This window comes from Fischerella sp., from assembly GCF_013388695.1.
In the GTDB taxonomy this organism is placed as follows: domain Bacteria; phylum Cyanobacteriota; class Cyanobacteriia; order Cyanobacteriales; family Nostocaceae; genus PCC9605.
In genome coordinates, this window is the sequence record NZ_JACAEU010000134.1 from 1 (window position 1) to 18,873 (window position 18,873).

Consider the following 18,873-nt stretch of genomic DNA (forward strand, 5'->3'; position numbering starts at 1 on the left):
GGAAGTCATCTCACTTATCTTGCTCTGATGTCAAGTACGTTTTTTACACCGCTGATTATTCTTGTCTTGTTTAATTTGTCAAGCTATTTTTATACTAAATTAGATGAGCTTACCCTGCAAGTACAGCAGTTATTAGATACAGGTTTTGGATTCTGATTGAAACGATAAAAAGGATATTACAAAAGGGAAAAAGGGGGAACTCTTAACAGGAAAAAAATGCGCGTTGTGGGTTTAAAGCCCACTTTGAACAAAGAATTGTTTTGAGAGGCACACGAGCCGAAAAACCAAGCGTCCTTATTCCCACGTTTTTAAGCGTATTTAAGAGTTCCCTTTGCAATTCGTGTCAGACCCGATCAAGAGGTTGATGTGGTTCCGGTGGCAGTTCGATGGTGAACGTGTGTGTCGCACTGCGGCTGACTGCTATCACTACGCCGCCCATCTGCGCCACCTAATTGGCTCTATTTGACAAATCACGCAACCTCTCATCAAGCATTACCTCCACCAATTATTCTACGTTCGCTTGACTTTGAATCTGTTTCATTTGGGGTACTTATACTGCTTGTTTGCGGTAAAAGATAAATTGCTCCAGAAATCAACGTCAGGGCGACAGAAATCCAGAAAGCGATAAGGGAAGGAATTTTCCAGATTTCCGGTAAGGGTGCAATTAAAAGGGCGATCGCAATTATTTGGCTAACAGTTTTGAGTTTGCCCCAAATATTTGCACCAGTAATTTTTGTTTGATTGACACGCCAACCTGCGATCGCTAATTCCCGCGCCAATATCAGAAATACTCCCCAAGCCGGAATTTGTCCGAGTTCAATAAAAGCTAGTAATGGGGCGAGTACTAGCAATTTATCCACTAAAGGGTCGAGAAATTTACCCAAGTCACTAATTTGATTGAGTTTCCGCGCTAAATAACCATCTAACCAGTCAGTACCAGCTGCAACTAAAAAAATTGCTAAGCACACCCACCTAGCTGTTGGCGTGGGGTTATGTAAACCGTAAAGCAGAAATGGCAACCCCAAAAGGCGGGAGAAGGTAATCCAATTAGGTAAAGTCATGCGATTTTAAATTAGGTAATGGGAAAAACAATTACCAATTACCAATTGTTAATCTAAAATTGCTATGACTCAACAAACTAATTCCCAATCCAGAATAGAACGCGATTCGATGGGCGATCGCCAAATCCCTAGTAGTGTTTACTACGGTATACAAACACTACGTGCCACAGAAAACTTCCCCATCAGTGGTATTAAGCCTTTACCTACGTACGTAGATGCTTGCGTTTTGATTAAAAAAGCTACGGCTATAGTCAACGGCGAACTAGGTTGTATTCCCCAAGATATCAGTCAGGCAATAATTCAAGCTGCGGATGAAGTGCTAGCTGGCAAGTTCCGCGATCAGTTCGTGGTAGATGTATATCAAGCTGGTGCTGGCACTTCTCATCACATGAATATTAACGAGGTTCTAGCAAATCGGGCGTTAGAAATTCTCGGCGATGATAAAGGTAACTACAAGCGTGTCAGTCCCAATGATCACGTTAACTACGGGCAGTCTACCAATGATGTGATTCCAACAGCAATTCGTATTGGTGGTTTATTGGCGTTGTCCAGAACACTGCACCCAGCTTTGGAGACGGCGATCGCGGCATTAGAGGCAAAAGCCTCGGAATTCCAAGATATCGTTCGTTCTGGTAGAACCCACATGCAAGACGCCGTACCTGTGCGCTTGGGTGAGAATTTTCGTGCTTGGGCGCAAATCCTCACAGAACACCAAAATCGGATTTACGCAGCTAGTGGGGATTTGATGGTGCTGGGTTTGGGTGGTAGTGCAGCGGGTACAGGGTTAAATACCCATCCCCAATATCGCGCCCGTGTGGTAGAAACTCTTTCAGAACTAATTAATACTCCTTTACAACCTGCACCCCACCTGATGGCAGCCATGCAGAGTATGGCACCGTTTGTCAATGTTTCTGGTGCTTTGCGTAACTTAGCCCAAGATCTGGTCAAAATCTCCCACGATTTGCGATTGATGGACTCCGGGCCAAAAACTGGTTTAAAAGAAATTCAGCTACCACCAGTGCAACCTGGTTCTTCGATTATGCCGGGTAAGTATAACCCAGTCATGGCAGAGATGACATCAATGGTGTGTTTTCAGGTAATGGGTTATGATAGCGCGATCGCACTGGCAGCACAAGCAGGACAATTAGAACTGAATGTGATGATGCCACTGATTGCCTATAACTTAATTCACAGCATCGAAATTCTTGGTAATACTATTGCCGTACTCACCGAACGCTGCATTCAAGGAATTACTGCCAACCGAGAACGTTGTTTAGCATATGCGGAAGGCAGTTTAGCTTTAGTCACAGCTTTAAATACTCACATTGGCTATTTGAATGCCGCAGCTGTAGCAAAAGAATCTTTGGAAACAGGCAAATCTCTGCGGCAGATTGTACTAGAAAAAGGGCTAATGAGTGAGGCGGAATTAGCCAAAGTTTTAAATCTGGAACAAATGAGCCAAATTGTACCCCTCGAATAAATGTAGTTAGTAGATAGTAGGTATTAGATGGTAAATAGTAGTTGATTGTTGGTTGTTTTCCCACTAACCACTAACTACTAACTACTAACTAACCACTAACCACTATGCAGACTCAAACACCATCTGTCAGTTTAATTCGCGCTACTTCCTACGGACGCGAGGCGTTACGGGAATCTTTAGAAACGCTGCTGGAACCATTTGGGGGAATGACGGCGTTTGTTAAACCAGGGAATCGCGTTTTACTTAAACCCAATTTGCTGACAGGTGCCCGTCCTGGTAAAGAGTGTACCAGCCGCCCAGAATTGGTTTATGCAGTAGCACAGATGGTAATTGAGGCTGGTGGTAAGCCATTTTTAGGTGACAGTCCTGCTTTTGGCAGCGCTAGGGGAGTAGCCGTGGCAAATGGCTATTTGCCGATGATAGAAGAACTCAATCTGCCAATTATCGATTTCCACGGGCATCGTTACCAAACTGTCAGTGAGGAGTTTAACCATCTGCTACTCTCCAAAGAAGCAATGGAGGCAGATGTGGTGATTAATCTACCCAAAGTGAAATCTCACGTCCAACTAGTACTTACCTTAGGGGTGAAAAACCTGTTTGGTTGCGTCCCTGGCAAAATGAAAGCTTGGTGGCACATGGAAGTTGGCAAAGATGCAAACAGATTTGGGGAAATGTTAGTAGAAACTGCCAGGACAATTAACCCCAATTTGACTATATTAGATGGCATCATCGGTCATGAAGGAAATGGTCCCAGTGGCGGTGAACCACGTCCGCTAGGTATTTTAGGGGCATCAACAGATGTATTTGCTTTAGATCGGGCAATAGTAGAAATACTCAATGTGCCAGCCATACAAGTACCCACTGTGGCTGCATCCATGCGTCTGGGGGTTTGTCCAGAACTAGAGGCTATCTATTATCCTCATTTGCATCCCAGCTTATTACAAATAGATGATTGGCTGTTACCGGACAAGTTTCTTCCTATCGATTTTGGTATGCCTCGCGTGATTAAGTCTACGTTCAAACATCTTTACATTCGATTTATTAAGGAACCAATGAGCGCTTATCGTAGACGTTAACTGGACTCAGCGTCTAATGTTGGCAATAAGTGCATACTCTGCTACAACAATTTCAAAATCAGCAGAGTAAGCTGAAAATACCCTCCGATTGCTTAACCAGACCGCCCTACTCTACTAGTGGCGGTTTTTTTAGTTTTAGTTGATTGATTGTTTATAAAATTTTCTTTTGTAATTTTGGATTCACTACTGAAAAAATCCGTATATATCCTAGAAATATGCAGATTACTCTTTCTGTTGACTCTATTCTTTCTCCCCTAGTCCCTATTTTTAATCAAGTATAATCAATTATCTTTAGTTCAATTTTGATTCATCTATCTATTTGTAGATTGACAAAATAAAAATTTATGGTTATTAATTTTATTACTGCCAGTTGCATAAACATTTTTTGAGTGTAATCACTGAGTCAGAATTCCAAATGCAAGATTTTTATCTATATTTATTAATTTATTATAGGATAAAAACTCTTATTAAGGGAACTATATCAAAGTTACTAAAAATTTACAGTACTAGTACTTAGTAATTCAATAAAATATCGATGTACGTCGAGTGCTTTTTCGGTATATAACTGATGTATCAAAAAAATAAATGCATGTCTCTAAGCTTTATTAATAATATTTTGCAAGGTTAAATACTGTATATATACTTACATTTTTCTCTCAAAAATAATTGAAAAATGTAATTATTGATGCCAGGAATTTAGCCATGCCGAATGCAGATATTACATGCTACAGCAGAAAATGTTGCAAAAATAGTTACACAGTTATTATGATTATCTTGGAAGGTGAATTAGTATCAAGTTTTTCAGACCTAAGAAACTAGGATAATACTTTCAAAAATGAGTGCCATGCTTGACGACTAGAATATTTACGGTTAAAAAATAGCTAAAATAGTAGTTAGGCTCTTCAAAAAGAGTCAGTCTACAACTGATGTAACTAACTTGATTTTTTATGGATTCAAACACTCAGTCTGCCGATTCATCCGACACGTATTCCCATCGCTTGGCAGACATTGTGGGAACTTTGATTGGTCTGTTAACTTTGACTGTACCCCTGTTTGTCATTGCTAATTACTCTTCAACCAATGTTCCGAATAACCAGCCATCCCTCACATACAACCTCAAAAATAAGTGAAAATTAACAGATGAATTAAAAGCACTATTTTACAACCGAAGGTAGTTATAACAGAACACTACTGATTTTCAGGTTAGTGAGGCAGGTAATATTTTATTTAGACGCTAAGCAACAGAAGAGTTCTCTGCATTGCCTCAATTGACAGCAACTTTTAAGATAGTTAGCTTTGTGGTTGCTTGCTAAATAAACCCTCAGAACAATAGAAGTGGTGAGAACAAAAGGCTTCTCACCACATTTTCTGTTGTCTCATAGATGCGCTTTGCTAAGCTTACCGTAGGGTAGCAGCGATCAGCCTAGCTTGAAAATCTCTTCCCCGATCCCCGATCCCCATTACCCCTTATCCCCAGAGGGGGCCCCACCTTCCCCAATCCCCAATCCCTATTTTCAAGTTAGATTTCGTAGAACGGATGTGTCCCTATTGGCCCTAAAATTCTACACGGGGAACCAACAAAGGCAGTACCCATGTTTCACTGTTAACTCAGGAGTTTTGTTGTGGACTTATCCCGTATTCCTGCTCAACCCAAACCGGGCTTAATTAACGTTCTGATTGAAATTCCAGGCGGGAGTAAAAATAAATACGAATTTGACAAAGACTTGCAGGCTTTTGCTTTAGACCGCGTGCTTTATTCATCTGTACAATACCCATACGACTATGGCTTTGTACCCAACACTCTGGCTGATGATGGCGATCCGCTGGATGGTATGGTAATAATGGATGAGCCGACTTTTGCAGGGTGTGTAATTGCCGCACGACCAATTGGTATGCTAGAAATGATAGATGGTGGCGATCGCGATGAAAAAATTCTTTGTGTTCCTGACAAAGATCCTCGCTACGCTAATGTCAAATCTATCAATGACATAGCCTCACACCGACTAGAAGAAATAGCTGAATTTTTCCGTACGTATAAAAATCTGGAAAAAAAAGTAACGGAAATTCTCGGTTGGCATGATGTTGATAAAGTCAAGCCCTTAGTAGAAAAATGCATCAAAGCTGGTAGCAAATAAGTTCGGGAAAGTAATTCTGAAACTACCTGAAAATTTCCACCAGCCAAGCGCAGGTGAAGGCTAAAGGTTAACCCGACTTCGCCGAAGGGCAGAAGTATGCATGGCGAAGTCATTCACGTCAGGTAGATACACAGGAGCCAGCGCCATCAGCAGTTGCCCGTAGATAGCACTAGTGTGGCAGCTATTCGGATACAAGCTCCTAAATGTAATTAGGTCGAAGAATGTAATAATTGTTACTCTTTGAAAAGCTCCTGCGGGCGTCTGCAAGATGCGTAACACAAGGCACAAAGCATCTTGACTCTCAACCCCTAAATTATATTTATGGGTTCCTCCTGTTTTCTGTCTACCAATGAATACCTCGCTTTGCATCCACTGCCTTCTTCATAACCGCTTTCTTGCCACAAAATCTTAAACTCCATGCAGCGCACGCTTCTTCTGGCAAAAATTCACAATTGCACTCTCACGGCAGCTAACATCAACTACGTGGGCAGTATTAGTATTGATCGCATCTTGATGGAGAAAGCTGGTATCTTACCTTATGAGCAGGTGCAAGTAGTGAACATCACCAATGGCCAGCGCTTCATTACTTATGCGATCCCAGCTCCAGCTAATTCTGGAGCAATTGAGCTAAATGGGGCTGCGGCACGTCTAGGCATTACTGGCGATCGCCTGATTATAATGTCTTACGGGCAGTTCAGTACGGAAGAGTTAAAAACTTACTCTCCTACTGTTGTCATTGTGGATGAAAACAACCGCATTTTGGAAGTTAGGTGCTATGATGACCTGCTCAGTCAGACCTAGTTGCAAAAAAGATGTCAAATTTTGAGCTGTCGCCTCCCCAGAACCACATAAATCAACAGCAAATTACCCAGGTTCCCAACCAACAGGAGAAATTTGTAGTCAAATTCTGGGGTGTACGGGGTTTAATTCCCACCCCAGGTGGCAATACTAGCTGCTATGGTGGTAATACTGCCTGTGTAGAGATACAGGTAGCTGATAAGCATTTGGTTTTTGATGGAGGCACAGGCTTACGCCTACTAGGAAAAAGTTGGCTAGAAATACAACAGCCACTAGAAGCTCATTTATTTTTTACTAACTCCCAATCAAATCGTATCCAAGGTTTTCCATTCTTTGCTCCTGCGTTTATTGCAAAAAACAGCTTTCACATCTATGGAACAGCAGCTTCAAACGGAGCTTCTATAAAGCAGTGCTTGTGCGATCAGATGTTACTACCGCACTTTCCTTACCCTTTACAGGTAATGCAGTCAGAATTGCAGTTTCATAATTTGATTGCGGGTAAAGCAGTGAAACTAGATGATGTCACGATTACAACAGCATTAATCAATCAAACGCAAAAGTCTATTGGCTATCAAGTTAGTTGGCAAAACTATAGTGTTGCCTACGTAACGGATTTGCATCAGGATGTTGATGAAACGGAGCGAAGACGAATAATACAGTTAACAGAAGGTGTTGATTTGCTAATTGCTAATCTCACCACTCCTCCAACATTCCATAAAGCTGACTATAGTGATTCACACTGGCAAACTGCTGTTGATTTGGCTGTCACATCTGGTGTTAAACAATTAGTACTTTCTCACTACCACCCAGATGACTATGATGATTTCCTCGACCGGGTACAGATGGAAATTACATCTGCTTTCCCCAAAGCCTTAATAGCTCGTGAAGGATTAGTTTTAGTTGTTGTTTAGCGAATGGCTTTTCTGTCGAGGATTATTGTTGTAAAATTCGAACATTTTATCAACTATCTACAAATAACTCAAAGCCATAGAACGAGAACCAATACTACTTCGGATAAGACCAAGAACCTTGTGTAGAGAACAGACACGAAATTTCGCGTCTCTACATGCCAAAATAACCACGAAAAATCCTATCCCTTGCAGTATTGGAACGAGAATAAATCAAACGCGCTAGTCTCCTAGGGAATAGGGACTGAGGTAAGAGTCAAAAAGCCAAGAGTCAACAGTCCAAGCTTTTGACATTTGACTGTTGACTCTGGACTTCGCGTAGCAGTCAGATTAGTAATTCAAAATTCACTCATCAAATATTTAAAACTCAAACACGGTTATATCTGGGCTAGTCTATAAGTGAATTTTAATTTTATTTTTCAAAAAAATGTTAAGACTTATCACAGACTTTGACGGCCCAATTATAGATGTTTCAGAACGGTACTATCGTGTTTATCAACTCTGCTTACAAAAAACCCGACGTCCAGACCAAAAAGTAAAAGAACTTTCCAAGCCAGAATTTTGGCAGATGAAGCGATCGCGCGTACTTGAGAAACAAATCGCCATGATTTCCGGTTTGGATGAGGTGCAAGCACAAGAATTCGCACAACTACGGCGGCAAACAGTACATACAGAACCTTACTTTCAGTACGATCGCCTTGCTGTTGGTGCTGTGGATACACTGTTAAAAATCCAACGAGCTGGTGTTGATTTAGCAGTGATGACTATGCGCCGAGTCTGGGAACTAGACTATGCCTTCAAACAATATGATTTAGGCAGATTCTTTCCAGAGAATCGCTGTTATTGTCTAAGTAACGACTATGTCAAAACTCGTGATATTGACGATAAACCATTATTAATGACACGAGCATTAAAGGAATTGCCACCAGCTGCAGATACTTGGATGGTGGGGGATACAGAAGCTGATATTACTGCTGCCAAAAAGCATGGTATTAAGGCGATCGCTGTAGAGAGCGGCATCCGCGATCGCGCTCAATTAAAACTTTACCACCCGGATATGATTGTTAAAGATTTTAGCACAGCGGTTGATTTCATCCTTGAGCGATCGCTGCAACCAATCGGAAATAGGTAATTGGTGATTGGGAAAGAGGTGATTGGGAAAGAGCCTTGTGTCTTGCGTTCTTCCCCTGTCCCTATTTCCCTGTCCCCAGTCCCTAGTACCCATTACCCATCACCTAATTACCGTAGAAAGCTGCTGATCAGCCACAACAATATAAAAGTTATTACTGTCGAAAATTGATTTGCACTCAGACTAATAAATTGTTGTATTTGCGGCATTACCCAGTTAGCGACCATTCCTCCGGCAATTAAGCCTGTGATTAGACCAACTAGGGTGAATAAAACCGCTCGACCAAACTTACCTTCCTTGCGATTGATAAAGTAAATACTAATACCTACACCAAGCACCAGCACCATCTGCAAAATCTGATCGCCTCCAGCTTGGTAAAATACACTGATGGCACTCAAACCCAAATACCAAACTCCAGGCAAAACAATATCTGCTGGTGTTGGGTTATCCAACATTCTTTGCAGCCATGCAGGCGATTTCTCACGAGGTGTGGGAGTTTCTTGAGGAGGTGGTTGTACCAGACGTTCTGGAAACCTAATACGTTCAGGCACTCTGATTTTACCTTCTTGGCGCATCCGCAAGCGATCCATCAAAATCGCGTCATAAGCAGCCTCAATCATTTCTAGGCGTTTAGCATCGCCACTGTATTGCTGCAAGAGGCGATTGCGAATATCCTGAATTTCATCGAAGCTAGCTTCCTCAGATACCCCAAGTTTTTCGTAGGGATTTTGCTCGCTCATGGTGGGAGTTTGTTAGTTTAGCCTTAATAGGCAGCAGTCTTTTTTGCAGAAAAAATAAATAATTCTAGGTTTTATGTCGGTCGAAACCAATGTTTTGATCGATTTGTATATCTTACCTGGATAGTAACACGGGCAAGCATAATCGATCTGGTAATTTTAACTATAGACACTTTAACATATTGCTAGAACTCCGTGTATCCCCTCATGTCGTTCACCATTTAGAGCTTTACTCTAGAATTTGAGCTAAAAATACCTACAAGGCTTTTTTATGAAAAAAACACCTTTTGTGTTTCATATTTGGCAATTGACTGTACCTTAACCAAGTTTGATTTGGTCAACTGTACTATTGCCTTGTGCCATAAAGCCACGTATAGATTTAAAATTAAAGCGTTAAAATTACTAAGTAACTATGATATGAAAGTGTTTTAGTTTACTTAATTTAGTGGCTAAGGTAAGAATATCTGCTTACCAGACACGAGGTTAACAATTATTAGCTCGAAACAGTTCAGGGTGGCATTATAAGAAGATTCGCGCTTTAATTGTCGAAAATCCTGATTAAACTAGTATTTAAATAATCAGGGAATCTGCGCCTTAACCTTGTAGATTATTATTTTCTCCCAAGTAGAAAATGCGTTTTTAACGCACACTGCATGTTAATCCTAATAAATTTTTGTACAAAGTGATGGTCATGGCTCCTGCCAAGATTCTTGTAGTTGATGACGACCCTGCGGTTCGCAATTTAATCCAACGCTTTTTAATGAAGCAGAACTATCAGGTGGAGGCTGCTGAAGATGGTAAGACTGCCTTAGCTCTATTTGAGCAATTTAACCCAGACTTGGTGATATTAGATGTCAATTTACCAGATGTCATTGGGTTTAACCTCTGCCAAGAGATGCAAAGCCGTAATGGCGTTTTTGTTCTCATGTTGACTAGCCGTGCAGATGAAGCTGATAAAATTCGAGGCTTTTCTAAAGGTGCTGATGACTATCTCACCAAGCCATTTGGTTTGGGAGAACTAGAAGTCAGAGTCGCAGCTATTTTGCGGCGTCAGCGGGTTGTAACTACAGCAGAACAAAAGCGTCTGGTATTTGAAAAGTTGATGATTGATCCAGTGCGGCGAGAGGTAACGCTTAACAGTGAACCAGTACCCCTAACTGCTCTCGAATTTGACTTGTTACATTTTTTAGCCAGTCATCCAGGTCGTGTTTGGCGAAGAGCCGAACTGATCCAAGAAGTGTGGGATTATGAATACGTCGGCGATCAGCGAGTTGTAGACGTACACATAGGTCAAATTCGCAAAAAGATTGAAGTCGATGCTAGTCAACCAGCATTAATTCAGACAGTACGTGGGGTTGGCTATAAGTTTGAATGTCCTACTCTTCCCCAGCAGTCTGAAAAAGTCCAGTAGTCAGTAGTCAGTAGAGACGCGATTAATCGCGTCTGTACCACAGTTCAATAGCCAAATAACTTTTAGATTGTGGGCTTGGAACTAATGACTACACTACGAAACTTCTAACCAAATTCACCCAGTCTCCCTGATAAATATAATTTCTGCAATTACTGTAAAATACAAACCACACCGTTCTTTATCTTTAAAAGTTGATTTATGAATCTCAGCTTTCCTAAATGAGAAACCTTACTAGGAAATAGTTTTTTCAAAACCCAAAATAGTGACTCACTTAAAGTATAAGCCAGGAGCGGCGATTTTCGCCGCTCTGTAATTGGCTTGATCTTCTAGGTAGATTGCGATATCCGGGCTAAATTGACGATATTTTTCCAAGAAGTTCAATTTGCCCCAGTTATTTTTTTTGCAAGAAAAATTAATCAACTATACCACACTCACCCTTAAAATCAGTTGCTTCTTGCATGAAACCTAGTTATGGGGTACGGTATACCGTACCCCTATTGGAGTATCGACCACAATAACACTGCTAATTGACGCACCTAAAACCAAAGTGTTTAATACATTGGCTTTTGGACATGAATTGGAATCGGTGCAGTACATTTTTGCTTAGCAGTGGTGGAACAAAGTTTCTAAGTACACACGAGCAGCACGGCGATCGCTATCTCCATTTTGGAGCAAAAACAACGACAGTGCCGCCGTTAAGACTCGGTTTTCATCCCAGTCAGGATGCTTTTCTAAGTAGTTTTTCAGAGATTCGTGCAGTGTCTCAGGAATTTCTGTAAAGATGCTAACTGTTGCGTTCATGAGATTTTTCTCCTTGGCAGTGTCCATCAATAGAAAATCTTGCTTGTAATTAGAGCTACAGGATGGGAATACATAATTTCTTGTCCTTCCCCGATCCGAGCATCTGCGGCAACAACGAAAGGTATTTTTACACAGATGCAAGGACAGACTATAAAGGCAAGCCGCATCATTTTGCGGCAAAAGGGGGTGGGGTTGTCAATGCTGCGAAATGTTAAAAATAAGTTTATGAAAAAAACATATTTACGAAATTATCAGGGTTTTAATAGTCTTTTTGTAACTCTTCTTAATATAAACTCAGTTTCAGAAGTCTCTAACTGCTGTGAACAAAAAATCCCCAGTAACGCAGCAAGAGCCTATGACATCGTAGAGCAGCTGTGGAAAACAGGGAAAGTACCTGTGGAAACTCTGTGGAATCAGTGAGGAAAATTCCATAGAATGATAAGAATTACAAAATAGGGAATGGAAGATAAGTTTTTACCATCTCCAATACCATAAGGTATAGACCCAATAACTAAATTTCGGTGTCTTCCTGGTTTTCCCTAATTCATCCCCAAGTCTGGATTTTAGTATTAGGTCGGTTCCTCTCAGAACTGGGCACCGGCTTTACACTGTTTTACGCTCCCATATTTTTCGTCAATCAAGTTGGTTTATCGGCAACTGCGGTTGGCTTTGCCTTGGGTTGTGCTTCCATTTCTGGGGTAGTAGGACGGATTTTGGGTGGTTCTTTTGCTGATTCACCCCAAATGGGACGTCGCCGCACTTTGTTGCTGTCAGCAGCGATCTCAGCAGTCGGTTCTCTAGTTTTAGCTGGAACCCAAAATTTTGTCACGCTTGTCATTGGTAACTTAATCGGTGGCTTGGGTATTGGTTTATATTGGCCTGCCACTGAAGCTGTTGTTGCCGACGTGACGCTAACTGAAAATCGTCGTGAAGCCTTTGCTATCACCAGGCTGGCAGACAATCTGGGATTGGGAATGGGAATTGTTTTAGGCGGCGTTTTAGTAACTGCAACGGGGAGTTACCGCACGCTATTTATTATCGATGCCATTTCGTTTATTGTGTTTTTTGTGGTAGTTTATGTAGCGATCGCAGAAACTCATCAACGACAGCAAACACGACAACAAGAGACCTCACACTTCGCCGCTTGGATGGTAGCATTACGCGATCGCCGTCTTTTAGTGTACGTCGCAGTCAACATTATCTTCACCACCTACATTTCCCAGCTACACAGTACCCTCCCCGTCTACTTCAAAAACTTCGTGCTGGTTGACTCAATCAAAAGAATTGCAGACAGTACAATAAGTGTTTTATTCGCTTGGCATCTAGCAGTTGCCATTCTCGCACAGCTACCTGTTGCCCGTATCCTCAAACGCTTCTCTCATTCTCAAGCACTGGCAGTTTCCGCCTTGCTATGGGCAGGGGGATTTTGCCTGATTTGGATTACAGGTATTTCTCATTCTGGACAACTGTACTGGGCGGCTTTGGCTTTAGGAGTATTTGCCGTTGCAATTGTCTCTTACACCCCCTCCGCTGCTTCCTTAGTTACCGATCTAGCGCCCCCATCTCAACGCGGTGTTTATTTCTCAATCAACTCTCTGTGTTGGGCTGTTGGCTATTTTATCGGGCCTCCTCTGGGAGGTTGGGCATTAGATCAACCGCAATCATTAATAGATTACTTCTGGCTGTGGTTAGCTTTAAGTGTTATCATCACCCTGGCAATTTTGTATTACCTTCATCGGTTGCTGCTGAGTGAATAGCTTGGCTTTGCAGAATTTTAATCTCATCTCCGATTTGTAATACCTTGCCTGTCTCTGATGGTGGAACTTTTGTGTTGACAGTCAGCCTGAAAAAATGATTGAAGTGGGAGAGTTCAGCCCAATTAGGTAAGGTCTGCTGACGCTTGATTGTGAACTCTTTTTGAAAACTAGAATCGCGCTTGCCAGTCCAAGGATTCCGAGTCAGTACCACGCAGCGTTGGCAAGGATTACTGCCGAGGAATGCAACATCACCAATCTGAAAAGGAACATACTGACCGAGTTTTCCAAACAACTGGTCTTCCCAAAATGGTGGAACTCCATCAATTTCCAGATTGGCACGAACCCGATGGCGAATTTCCTCCAAGCTGAGTCCCGGAAACCAGGAGGTAATGGTTTCTAGAGTGGCACTACTAATAACAGTCGGCCCAGAAGCCTCAGTATCGTCAGGGAAGCCCATGTAAAGGTTTTGCTGGAGGGTGACAGTGTAACCAAAGTAGTCGCTAAGCCAAGAGGCTAGCGCATTGCGTTCGCGATCCAGATGAAACGTCTGAAACTGACTTTGATTGTGAACCCCCAGCGTTACTGTCCTAGCTGCCAAGTCAAAGGAAGAACGTAGTGCATGAACTTTCTCTGTGCGCTTCCCGTTGACAAACTTCCCCTGCTCGTTTACAATGGCAAATTCGCGGTCATAAGCGATCGCCCCTCCCTCCAGCAGGCTAGCCTGAGTAACTTCAACACCATCTAGCGATTTGATTGGGAAGATGAGAATCTTGCTCAGGAAAGGCATAATCTTTTCTAGCGCTATTTTCAGAGCGTATTTGCGCTTGTTTCTACTTACGACGCTCTTGCAATTTGCGATACACCGATTTCAAATCAACTTGATGGTGAGCAAGAGCAACAAGAGTATGATATAGCAAATCTGCAACCTCTGAGGCGATCGCATCGGCATCATCATCCTTAAACGCCATCACGACCTCTGCGGTTTCTTCACCAATTTTTTTCAAAATTTTGTTATCACCGCCTGCGAACAACTTACACGTATATGAACTTTCAGTGGGATGGTCGCGGCGATCGCAGATTAGCTGAAATAGTTGCGATAACGTATCACCTGGTGGAGGAGTAATTTTTCCATCTACCTGATGAAAACAACTGCGCTCCCCAGTATGGCAGGCAATATCTCCCACCTGTTCAACTCCAATCAGTAGCGCATCACTATCACAGTCGTAACGAAGACTCTGCACTTTCTGAATATGACCCGAAGTTGCTCCTTTGTGCCATAACTCCTGACGAGAACGACTCCAAAACCAAGTTTCGCCTGTTTCCAAAGTCTTTTGGAGTGAATCCCGATTCATCCACGCCATCATTAAAATAGTGCCATCCAGATAGTCTTGGACAATTGCCGGGACAAGACCGCGATCGTCGTAGCGAATTTGATCGACAGGAATAGCTTGGTGTTGAGAATTAGTCGCTGAAAAAAACATACCAGCTGCTTGAAAAAGAGCGAGAATGATTCATGGGTTCACGATACCATTCTAAAGAGGGCAACTGGCAATTTATTTTGAAAATATTTTCTAATCCAGTCTTAAATAACAAAGCTCCTATGCATAACGGACTGCATTTTAACAGCACTTAAAGCGACTTGGTGAGCCTTTGCAGTTTCACCATACCAATGAATAGCCGAGTTATAAGCTGCCCGGTAAACATCTTGGTATGCCTCGGATAAGCGAGTGCGAATCTCTACAGGCAAGTCTTGATTGGACTTGTATAACATATTGTTATTTTCTTGGTTCAGGTAATTTTATACGATAGAAGTTCTGAGAAGACTTAACCCCTATCCCCAGATAGAACTTTATGATTTCCCACTGTTAGGAGAGAACCTTGGTAAATACAACGATTAAAACAACAAACTCACAAGAAATCTTCGCCGCTGCTCAAAATCTGATGCCAGGAGGGGTAAGTTCCCCGGTTCGCGCCTTTAAATCTGTGGGTGGACAACCGATTGTTTTCGACCACGTTAAAGGTGCATACATTTGGGATGTAGATGGCAACCAATACATAGACTATGTAGGCACTTGGGGGCCAGCCATTTGCGGTCATGCCCATCCCGAAGTAATTGCAGCGCTGCATGAAGCCTTGGAAAAAGGTACCAGTTTTGGTGCGCCTTGCGTATTGGAAAATGTCTTGGCAGAAATGGTTATCGATGCTGTTCCCAGCATTGAGATGGTAAGATTTGTCAATTCTGGTACTGAAGCCTGTATGGCAGTATTGCGCTTGATGCGGGCTTTTACTGGACGTGAAAAAGCGATCAAGTTTGAGGGTTGCTATCACGGTCACGCCGATATGTTCTTGGTGAAGGCTGGTTCTGGCGTTGCTACCCTTGGCTTGCCCGATTCTCCTGGTGTTCCTAAATCAGTAACAAGCAATACCCTGACTGCACCTTTCAATGATTTGGAAGCTGTTAAAGCTCTGTTTGAAGAAAACCCTGACCAAATCGCTGGAGTCATTTTGGAACCCATTGTGGGTAATGCTGGGTTTATTCCTCCCGATGCTGGTTTCTTAGAAGGCTTACGGGAACTTACCCACGAACATGGTGCTTTATTAGTATTTGACGAGGTAATGACAGGCTTCCGCATTGCTTACGGTGGTGTTCAAGAGAAGTTTGGTATCACCCCTGATTTAACAACATTAGGTAAGGTAATCGGTGGCGGTTTGCCCGTGGGAGCTTATGGTGGCCGTCGAGATATCATGTCAATGGTTGCCCCCGCTGGCCCGATGTATCAAGCGGGAACTCTTTCTGGTAATCCCTTGGCAATGACCGCAGGTATCAAAACACTGGAGTTACTGCAAAAACCCGGTACTTACGAATACCTAGACCGGATTACCAAGAAGCTAGCAAATGGTTTGTTGCAAATTGCCCAAGAAACTGATCACGCTGCTTGCGGTGGTTCCATCAGTGCTATGTTTGGTCTGTTTTTCACCGCCGGTCCCGTACATAACTACGAAGACGCCAAAAAATCAGATTTGGCGAAGTTTGCTCGTTTCCATCGCGGTATGTTAGAGCGTGGTATTTACTTGGCTCCATCCCAGTTTGAAGTTGGATTTACTTCTTTCGCTCACACTGAGGAAGATATTGACCAGACACTAGAAGCAGCAAGGGATGTAATGTCTCAACTGTAACAAATGGGACACCATTAATACGTGAAAAAATATGCAACCCCGCCCCTACTGGGTGGGGTTGCAATTTTATGTATATAGGTATAAGCCTGCTTAACAGCCACAACCACTGTGACCACAACCTTTTGTTGTTTTATGACCATCCGCACAGGCTTCAGAACAATAATATTTACCGTCTTTTTGAATTGCATCTCCAATTGAAACGATACACAAGCAAGAGTCACAGGCACATTTCATTTGGCTTACGGTTGTCATAGCTTTCTCCTTTTGTTCTTTCACCCATCAATATTATTATATATGAATATTTATTCAATTATTAAATTAATAAAAGTTAAAGTTATTAAACAACCAGTCTAAATACCAGTGTGCAAAAATAGCTCAGAAAAGCTTGGGTAAATCCTCAGTGTAAAATTACGTGAGTATACTATTGCTTTACGTTTGCTTAGCCTATCTTTAGTAACTCTTCAAAGGATTTCCAGCAAAAATTCCCTGGCAAAAGTAGCTTTTGATCTAAATAATTGAGATCAGGGTGTAATACTCCCCGTAATTCTTCGTGCAGCGAGTTGACAGTGCATGAGCTACTGTTTGAATCCTAACTGTCCCAATCCAGAAAATTTGCCGTATGGCGAGAGGTGTCAGTCTTGTGGCTCGCAACTACTGTTGCGCGATCGCTATCGGGTAGTAAAAGCTTTAGGTCAAGGTGGTTTTGGAGCAACCTTTTTAGCCAACGATCAAGCCTTACCAGGTGAACCGAGTTGCGTGATCAAGCAACTACGTCCGTCAGGAACTGCGCCCCACATTATACAAATGGCGCGTGAATTGTTTGAAAGAGAAGCTATTACTTTGGGCAAGATTGGCAATCATCCGCAAGTGCCGCGATTGCTAGACTATTTTGAAGAGCGCGAACAATTCTACTTGGTTCAGGAATACATCAGTGGCTCCACTTTACAACAAGAAGTCAAACGTACAGGAGTCTTCAGTGAAGTAGGAGTTAAACAATTTTTGAGCGAACTCCTGCCATTGCTGGAATATATACACGAATATAAAGTTATACATCGCGACATCAAACCCGCCAACATCATTCGTCGCGCTCAAGATAGTAGATTAGTTCTCATAGACTTTGGGGCTGTCACAAATCAAGTCAGCCAAGCAAGTGTGAATCATTCAGAACACACAGCATTAACTGCATATGCAATTGGCACTCCTGGTTTTGCACCTCCAGAGCAAATGGCAATGCGTCCAGTCTACGCTAGCGATATCTATGCTTTGGGGATAACATGCATTTATTTGCTAACTGGCAAATCTCCCAAAGATTTGGCATATAATCCCACAACGGGTGAGATAATGTGGGAACATCATGTGCAAGTAAGCAATCACCTAGTAGACGTACTGAGGAAAATGCTGGATGTCTCAGTGCGAAATCGTTACCAAACAGCAGAAGAAGTGCTGAGAGCGTTGGAATTGGAGCCATATTTAGACAGCTTGTCGAAAAGTTTGATTTCTCAACCTAATGGTGGTGTGAAAGAGCGAACTACTCACCGCTTGGAAGATTCTGGTATTTATAGCAGCAATCCTTCTGGTGTCTCCGGTTTAAGTGTGGCGCAGGTAGCAGCAGCAATTCGGGCAAGACGAGCCAAAATAGCAGAAGGCGCTGGTATCACCCATGCAGGGGGGACACGACAAAAGGTTCTGACGGCAAAATCAACAACTTTGGCTAGTAATTGTAGTGGTTCTCAAGGTCAAAAGTCTCCAGTGATGCGCCAGCTAGATAGCCCAAATTTGATCGCAGCTTATCTAAAGGGGAGACGGGATTTTGCCCTACACAAACTGAATCTCCTTAACTTACAAGGTGCTAATTTATCAGGGACTAATTTTCATTCTTCTCAACTGGAAAGAGTTAACCTGCAAGGGGCTAATCTCCACAACAGCGATTTTGGGCGAGCTAGTCTTAACCGAGCTAATCTCAGAGAAGCTAACTTAAGCAAAGCTTACCTAAATAATGCTGATTTAGAAGCAGCAGACCTGCGAGGTGCAGACCTCAGCTATGCTTATCTCCAAAATGCCAATCTTCGAGGAGCTAATTTGTGTGGTGCTAATCTAACTGGTGCAAAGATTTCTGAGGAACAACTAGCACTAGCCAAGACAAATTGGATGACGATACGTCCAAATGGCAAACGAGGCTTGTTGTGATATCAAATACGGTTTTAATCTCCATTCAATTTGGGCAAACAACCCTTATCTACTGATGGTGAAGCGACTCTTCTAGCAATAGCTGAGTTAATCCCTGATACCAAGTTGCGTTCAGACATAGCAATAGCAATTCGTGCCCTCTCCCCTTCCCCTGTTCCAAATTGGGAGAGGGGTGCCGACAGGCGGGGTGAGGGAAGTACTATCTTTGACTGCAAC

The 18,873-nt window shown here is 42.5% G+C and carries 22 protein-coding genes; 13 read left to right on the forward strand and 9 right to left on the reverse strand.

Annotated elements, in window-relative coordinates; translation table 11 throughout:
* Positions 1–340: 340 nt before the first annotated feature.
* On the forward strand, positions 341–466 hold the full coding sequence (locus HXY43_RS17850) for a hypothetical protein (protein WP_269321080.1): 126 nt from the start codon (positions 341–343) through the stop codon (positions 464–466).
* Between the two features lie 19 nt (positions 467–485).
* Here HXY43_RS17850 and pgsA read toward each other — a convergent pair whose 3' ends face one another.
* The gene (gene pgsA / locus HXY43_RS17855) at positions 486–1,061 is read right to left on the reverse strand and encodes a CDP-diacylglycerol--glycerol-3-phosphate 3-phosphatidyltransferase (protein ID WP_026735804.1); all 576 of its coding nucleotides are present in this window, start codon (positions 1,059–1,061) and stop codon (positions 486–488) included.
* 64 nt (positions 1,062–1,125) lie between these two features.
* On the opposite strand from pgsA, the gene HXY43_RS17860 reads away from it, so the two are divergent.
* The 4 genes from HXY43_RS17860 (at position 1,126) to HXY43_RS17875 (ending at position 5,752) form a co-directional block, all read left to right on the forward strand.
* Entirely contained in the window at positions 1,126–2,541 is a 1,416-nt protein-coding gene (locus tag HXY43_RS17860) for an aspartate ammonia-lyase (RefSeq protein ID WP_290885476.1), read from the forward strand.
* A gap of 104 nt (positions 2,542–2,645) precedes the next feature.
* Positions 2,646–3,617, forward strand: a complete 972-nt coding sequence (locus HXY43_RS17865; protein WP_290885479.1) for a DUF362 domain-containing protein — start codon at positions 2,646–2,648, stop codon at positions 3,615–3,617.
* Positions 3,618–4,564: 947 nt separating this feature from the next.
* A complete protein-coding gene (locus HXY43_RS17870) occupies positions 4,565–4,747 on the forward strand; it encodes a hypothetical protein (protein WP_290885482.1) in 183 nt (60 codons plus the stop codon).
* A gap of 492 nt (positions 4,748–5,239) precedes the next feature.
* Entirely contained in the window at positions 5,240–5,752 is a 513-nt protein-coding gene (locus tag HXY43_RS17875) for an inorganic diphosphatase (RefSeq protein WP_290885485.1), read from the forward strand.
* A gap of 60 nt (positions 5,753–5,812) precedes the next feature.
* Here the strand turns inward: HXY43_RS17875 and HXY43_RS17880 are convergent, their stop codons facing one another.
* Complete coding sequence (locus tag HXY43_RS17880; RefSeq protein WP_290885487.1) at positions 5,813–6,121, reverse strand: hypothetical protein; 309 nt, start codon at positions 6,119–6,121, stop codon at positions 5,813–5,815.
* A gap of 48 nt (positions 6,122–6,169) precedes the next feature.
* Here HXY43_RS17880 and panD point away from each other — a divergent pair, with 48 nt between their 5' ends.
* The 3 genes from panD (at position 6,170) to HXY43_RS17895 (ending at position 8,590) form a co-directional block, all read left to right on the forward strand.
* On the forward strand, positions 6,170–6,553 hold the full coding sequence (gene panD, locus HXY43_RS17885; RefSeq protein ID WP_290885490.1) for an aspartate 1-decarboxylase: 384 nt from the start codon (positions 6,170–6,172) through the stop codon (positions 6,551–6,553).
* 11 nt (positions 6,554–6,564) lie between these two features.
* Positions 6,565–7,461: an MBL fold metallo-hydrolase gene (locus HXY43_RS17890; RefSeq protein WP_290885493.1), complete on the forward strand. Its 897-nt coding sequence runs from the start codon at positions 6,565–6,567 to the stop codon at positions 7,459–7,461.
* Between the two features lie 424 nt (positions 7,462–7,885).
* Positions 7,886–8,590: an HAD family hydrolase gene (locus HXY43_RS17895; protein WP_290885496.1), complete on the forward strand. Its 705-nt coding sequence runs from the start codon at positions 7,886–7,888 to the stop codon at positions 8,588–8,590.
* Between the two features lie 107 nt (positions 8,591–8,697).
* On the opposite strand, the gene HXY43_RS17900 is transcribed toward HXY43_RS17895, so the two are convergent.
* Positions 8,698–9,327 (reverse strand): CPP1-like family protein, encoded by a 630-nt coding sequence (locus tag HXY43_RS17900; protein ID WP_290885499.1) that lies wholly within the window; start codon positions 9,325–9,327, stop codon positions 8,698–8,700.
* A 688-nt stretch (positions 9,328–10,015) separates the two neighbouring features.
* Here HXY43_RS17900 and HXY43_RS17905 point away from each other — a divergent pair.
* Complete coding sequence (locus HXY43_RS17905; protein ID WP_290885502.1) at positions 10,016–10,735, forward strand: response regulator transcription factor; 720 nt, start codon at positions 10,016–10,018, stop codon at positions 10,733–10,735.
* Between the two features lie 603 nt (positions 10,736–11,338).
* Here the strand turns inward: HXY43_RS17905 and HXY43_RS17910 are convergent.
* A complete protein-coding gene (locus tag HXY43_RS17910) occupies positions 11,339–11,536 on the reverse strand; it encodes a DUF2811 domain-containing protein (protein ID WP_026735793.1) in 198 nt (65 codons plus the stop codon).
* Positions 11,537–11,575: 39 nt separating this feature from the next.
* On the opposite strand from HXY43_RS17910, the gene HXY43_RS17915 reads away from it, so the two are divergent.
* Together HXY43_RS17915 and HXY43_RS17920 are read left to right on the forward strand one after the other, a co-directional pair.
* Positions 11,576–11,956 (forward strand): hypothetical protein, encoded by a 381-nt coding sequence (locus HXY43_RS17915; RefSeq protein ID WP_290885506.1) that lies wholly within the window; start codon positions 11,576–11,578, stop codon positions 11,954–11,956.
* Positions 11,957–12,057: 101 nt separating this feature from the next.
* A complete protein-coding gene (locus tag HXY43_RS17920; protein ID WP_290885509.1) occupies positions 12,058–13,293 on the forward strand; it encodes an MFS transporter in 1,236 nt (411 codons plus the stop codon).
* Here HXY43_RS17920 and HXY43_RS17925 read toward each other — a convergent pair.
* The 3 genes from HXY43_RS17925 to HXY43_RS17935 all read right to left on the reverse strand — a co-directional run bounded on the left by HXY43_RS17925 (position 13,244) and on the right by HXY43_RS17935 (position 15,064).
* Positions 13,244–14,080, reverse strand: coding sequence for an MOSC N-terminal beta barrel domain-containing protein (locus HXY43_RS17925; protein ID WP_290885512.1), 837 nt, complete (start codon positions 14,078–14,080; stop codon positions 13,244–13,246). The genes HXY43_RS17920 and HXY43_RS17925 overlap by 50 nt on opposite strands.
* 43 nt (positions 14,081–14,123) lie before the next feature.
* Positions 14,124–14,774, reverse strand: coding sequence for a bifunctional phosphoribosyl-AMP cyclohydrolase/phosphoribosyl-ATP diphosphatase HisIE (gene hisIE, locus HXY43_RS17930; protein ID WP_290885515.1), 651 nt, complete (start codon positions 14,772–14,774; stop codon positions 14,124–14,126).
* A 101-nt stretch (positions 14,775–14,875) separates the two neighbouring features.
* Entirely contained in the window at positions 14,876–15,064 is a 189-nt protein-coding gene (locus HXY43_RS17935; protein ID WP_026735790.1) for a ChaB family protein, read from the reverse strand.
* Between the two features lie 107 nt (positions 15,065–15,171).
* Between HXY43_RS17935 and hemL the strand changes: the two genes are divergently transcribed.
* A complete protein-coding gene (gene hemL / locus HXY43_RS17940; RefSeq protein WP_290885518.1) occupies positions 15,172–16,470 on the forward strand; it encodes a glutamate-1-semialdehyde 2,1-aminomutase in 1,299 nt (432 codons plus the stop codon).
* Positions 16,471–16,560: 90 nt separating this feature from the next.
* On the opposite strand, the gene HXY43_RS17945 is transcribed toward hemL, so the two are convergent.
* The gene (locus tag HXY43_RS17945) at positions 16,561–16,722 is read right to left on the reverse strand and encodes a metallothionein (protein WP_072032432.1); all 162 of its coding nucleotides are present in this window, start codon (positions 16,720–16,722) and stop codon (positions 16,561–16,563) included.
* A gap of 318 nt (positions 16,723–17,040) precedes the next feature.
* Here HXY43_RS17945 and HXY43_RS17950 point away from each other — a divergent pair, with 318 nt between their 5' ends.
* The gene (locus tag HXY43_RS17950) at positions 17,041–18,657 is read left to right on the forward strand and encodes a serine/threonine-protein kinase (RefSeq protein WP_290885521.1); all 1,617 of its coding nucleotides are present in this window, start codon (positions 17,041–17,043) and stop codon (positions 18,655–18,657) included.
* Positions 18,658–18,671: 14 nt separating this feature from the next.
* Here HXY43_RS17950 and HXY43_RS17955 read toward each other — a convergent pair.
* Positions 18,672–18,873, reverse strand: a 202-nt coding sequence (locus HXY43_RS17955; protein WP_290885524.1) for a hypothetical protein, incomplete at its 5' end; no start/stop codon positions are given.

Excerpts from the sequence above, each read along its gene's own strand:
- HXY43_RS17905 (WP_290885502.1), top strand. The coding sequence starts at position 10,016 with ATGGCTCCTGCCAAGATTCTTGTAGTTGATGACGACCCTGCGGTTCGC.
- panD (WP_290885490.1), top strand. The coding sequence starts at position 6,170 with ATGCAGCGCACGCTTCTTCTGGCAAAAATTCACAATTGCACTCTCACG.
- HXY43_RS17895 (WP_290885496.1), top strand. The coding sequence starts at position 7,886 with ATGTTAAGACTTATCACAGACTTTGACGGCCCAATTATAGATGTTTCA.
- HXY43_RS17925 (WP_290885512.1), bottom strand. The coding sequence starts at position 14,080 with ATGCCTTTCCTGAGCAAGATTCTCATCTTCCCAATCAAATCGCTAGAT.
- HXY43_RS17890 (WP_290885493.1), top strand. The coding sequence starts at position 6,565 with ATGTCAAATTTTGAGCTGTCGCCTCCCCAGAACCACATAAATCAACAG.
- HXY43_RS17880 (WP_290885487.1), bottom strand. The coding sequence starts at position 6,121 with ATGCAAAGCGAGGTATTCATTGGTAGACAGAAAACAGGAGGAACCCAT.
- HXY43_RS17945 (WP_072032432.1), bottom strand. The coding sequence starts at position 16,722 with ATGACAACCGTAAGCCAAATGAAATGTGCCTGTGACTCTTGCTTGTGT.
- HXY43_RS17910 (WP_026735793.1), bottom strand. The coding sequence starts at position 11,536 with ATGAACGCAACAGTTAGCATCTTTACAGAAATTCCTGAGACACTGCAC.
- hisIE (WP_290885515.1), bottom strand. The coding sequence starts at position 14,774 with ATGTTTTTTTCAGCGACTAATTCTCAACACCAAGCTATTCCTGTCGAT.
- HXY43_RS17870 (WP_290885482.1), top strand. The coding sequence starts at position 4,565 with ATGGATTCAAACACTCAGTCTGCCGATTCATCCGACACGTATTCCCAT.
- HXY43_RS17860 (WP_290885476.1), top strand. The coding sequence starts at position 1,126 with ATGACTCAACAAACTAATTCCCAATCCAGAATAGAACGCGATTCGATG.
- pgsA (WP_026735804.1), bottom strand. The coding sequence starts at position 1,061 with ATGACTTTACCTAATTGGATTACCTTCTCCCGCCTTTTGGGGTTGCCA.
- HXY43_RS17950 (WP_290885521.1), top strand. The coding sequence starts at position 17,041 with ATGAGCTACTGTTTGAATCCTAACTGTCCCAATCCAGAAAATTTGCCG.
- HXY43_RS17900 (WP_290885499.1), bottom strand. The coding sequence starts at position 9,327 with ATGAGCGAGCAAAATCCCTACGAAAAACTTGGGGTATCTGAGGAAGCT.
- HXY43_RS17865 (WP_290885479.1), top strand. The coding sequence starts at position 2,646 with ATGCAGACTCAAACACCATCTGTCAGTTTAATTCGCGCTACTTCCTAC.
- HXY43_RS17935 (WP_026735790.1), bottom strand. The coding sequence starts at position 15,064 with ATGTTATACAAGTCCAATCAAGACTTGCCTGTAGAGATTCGCACTCGC.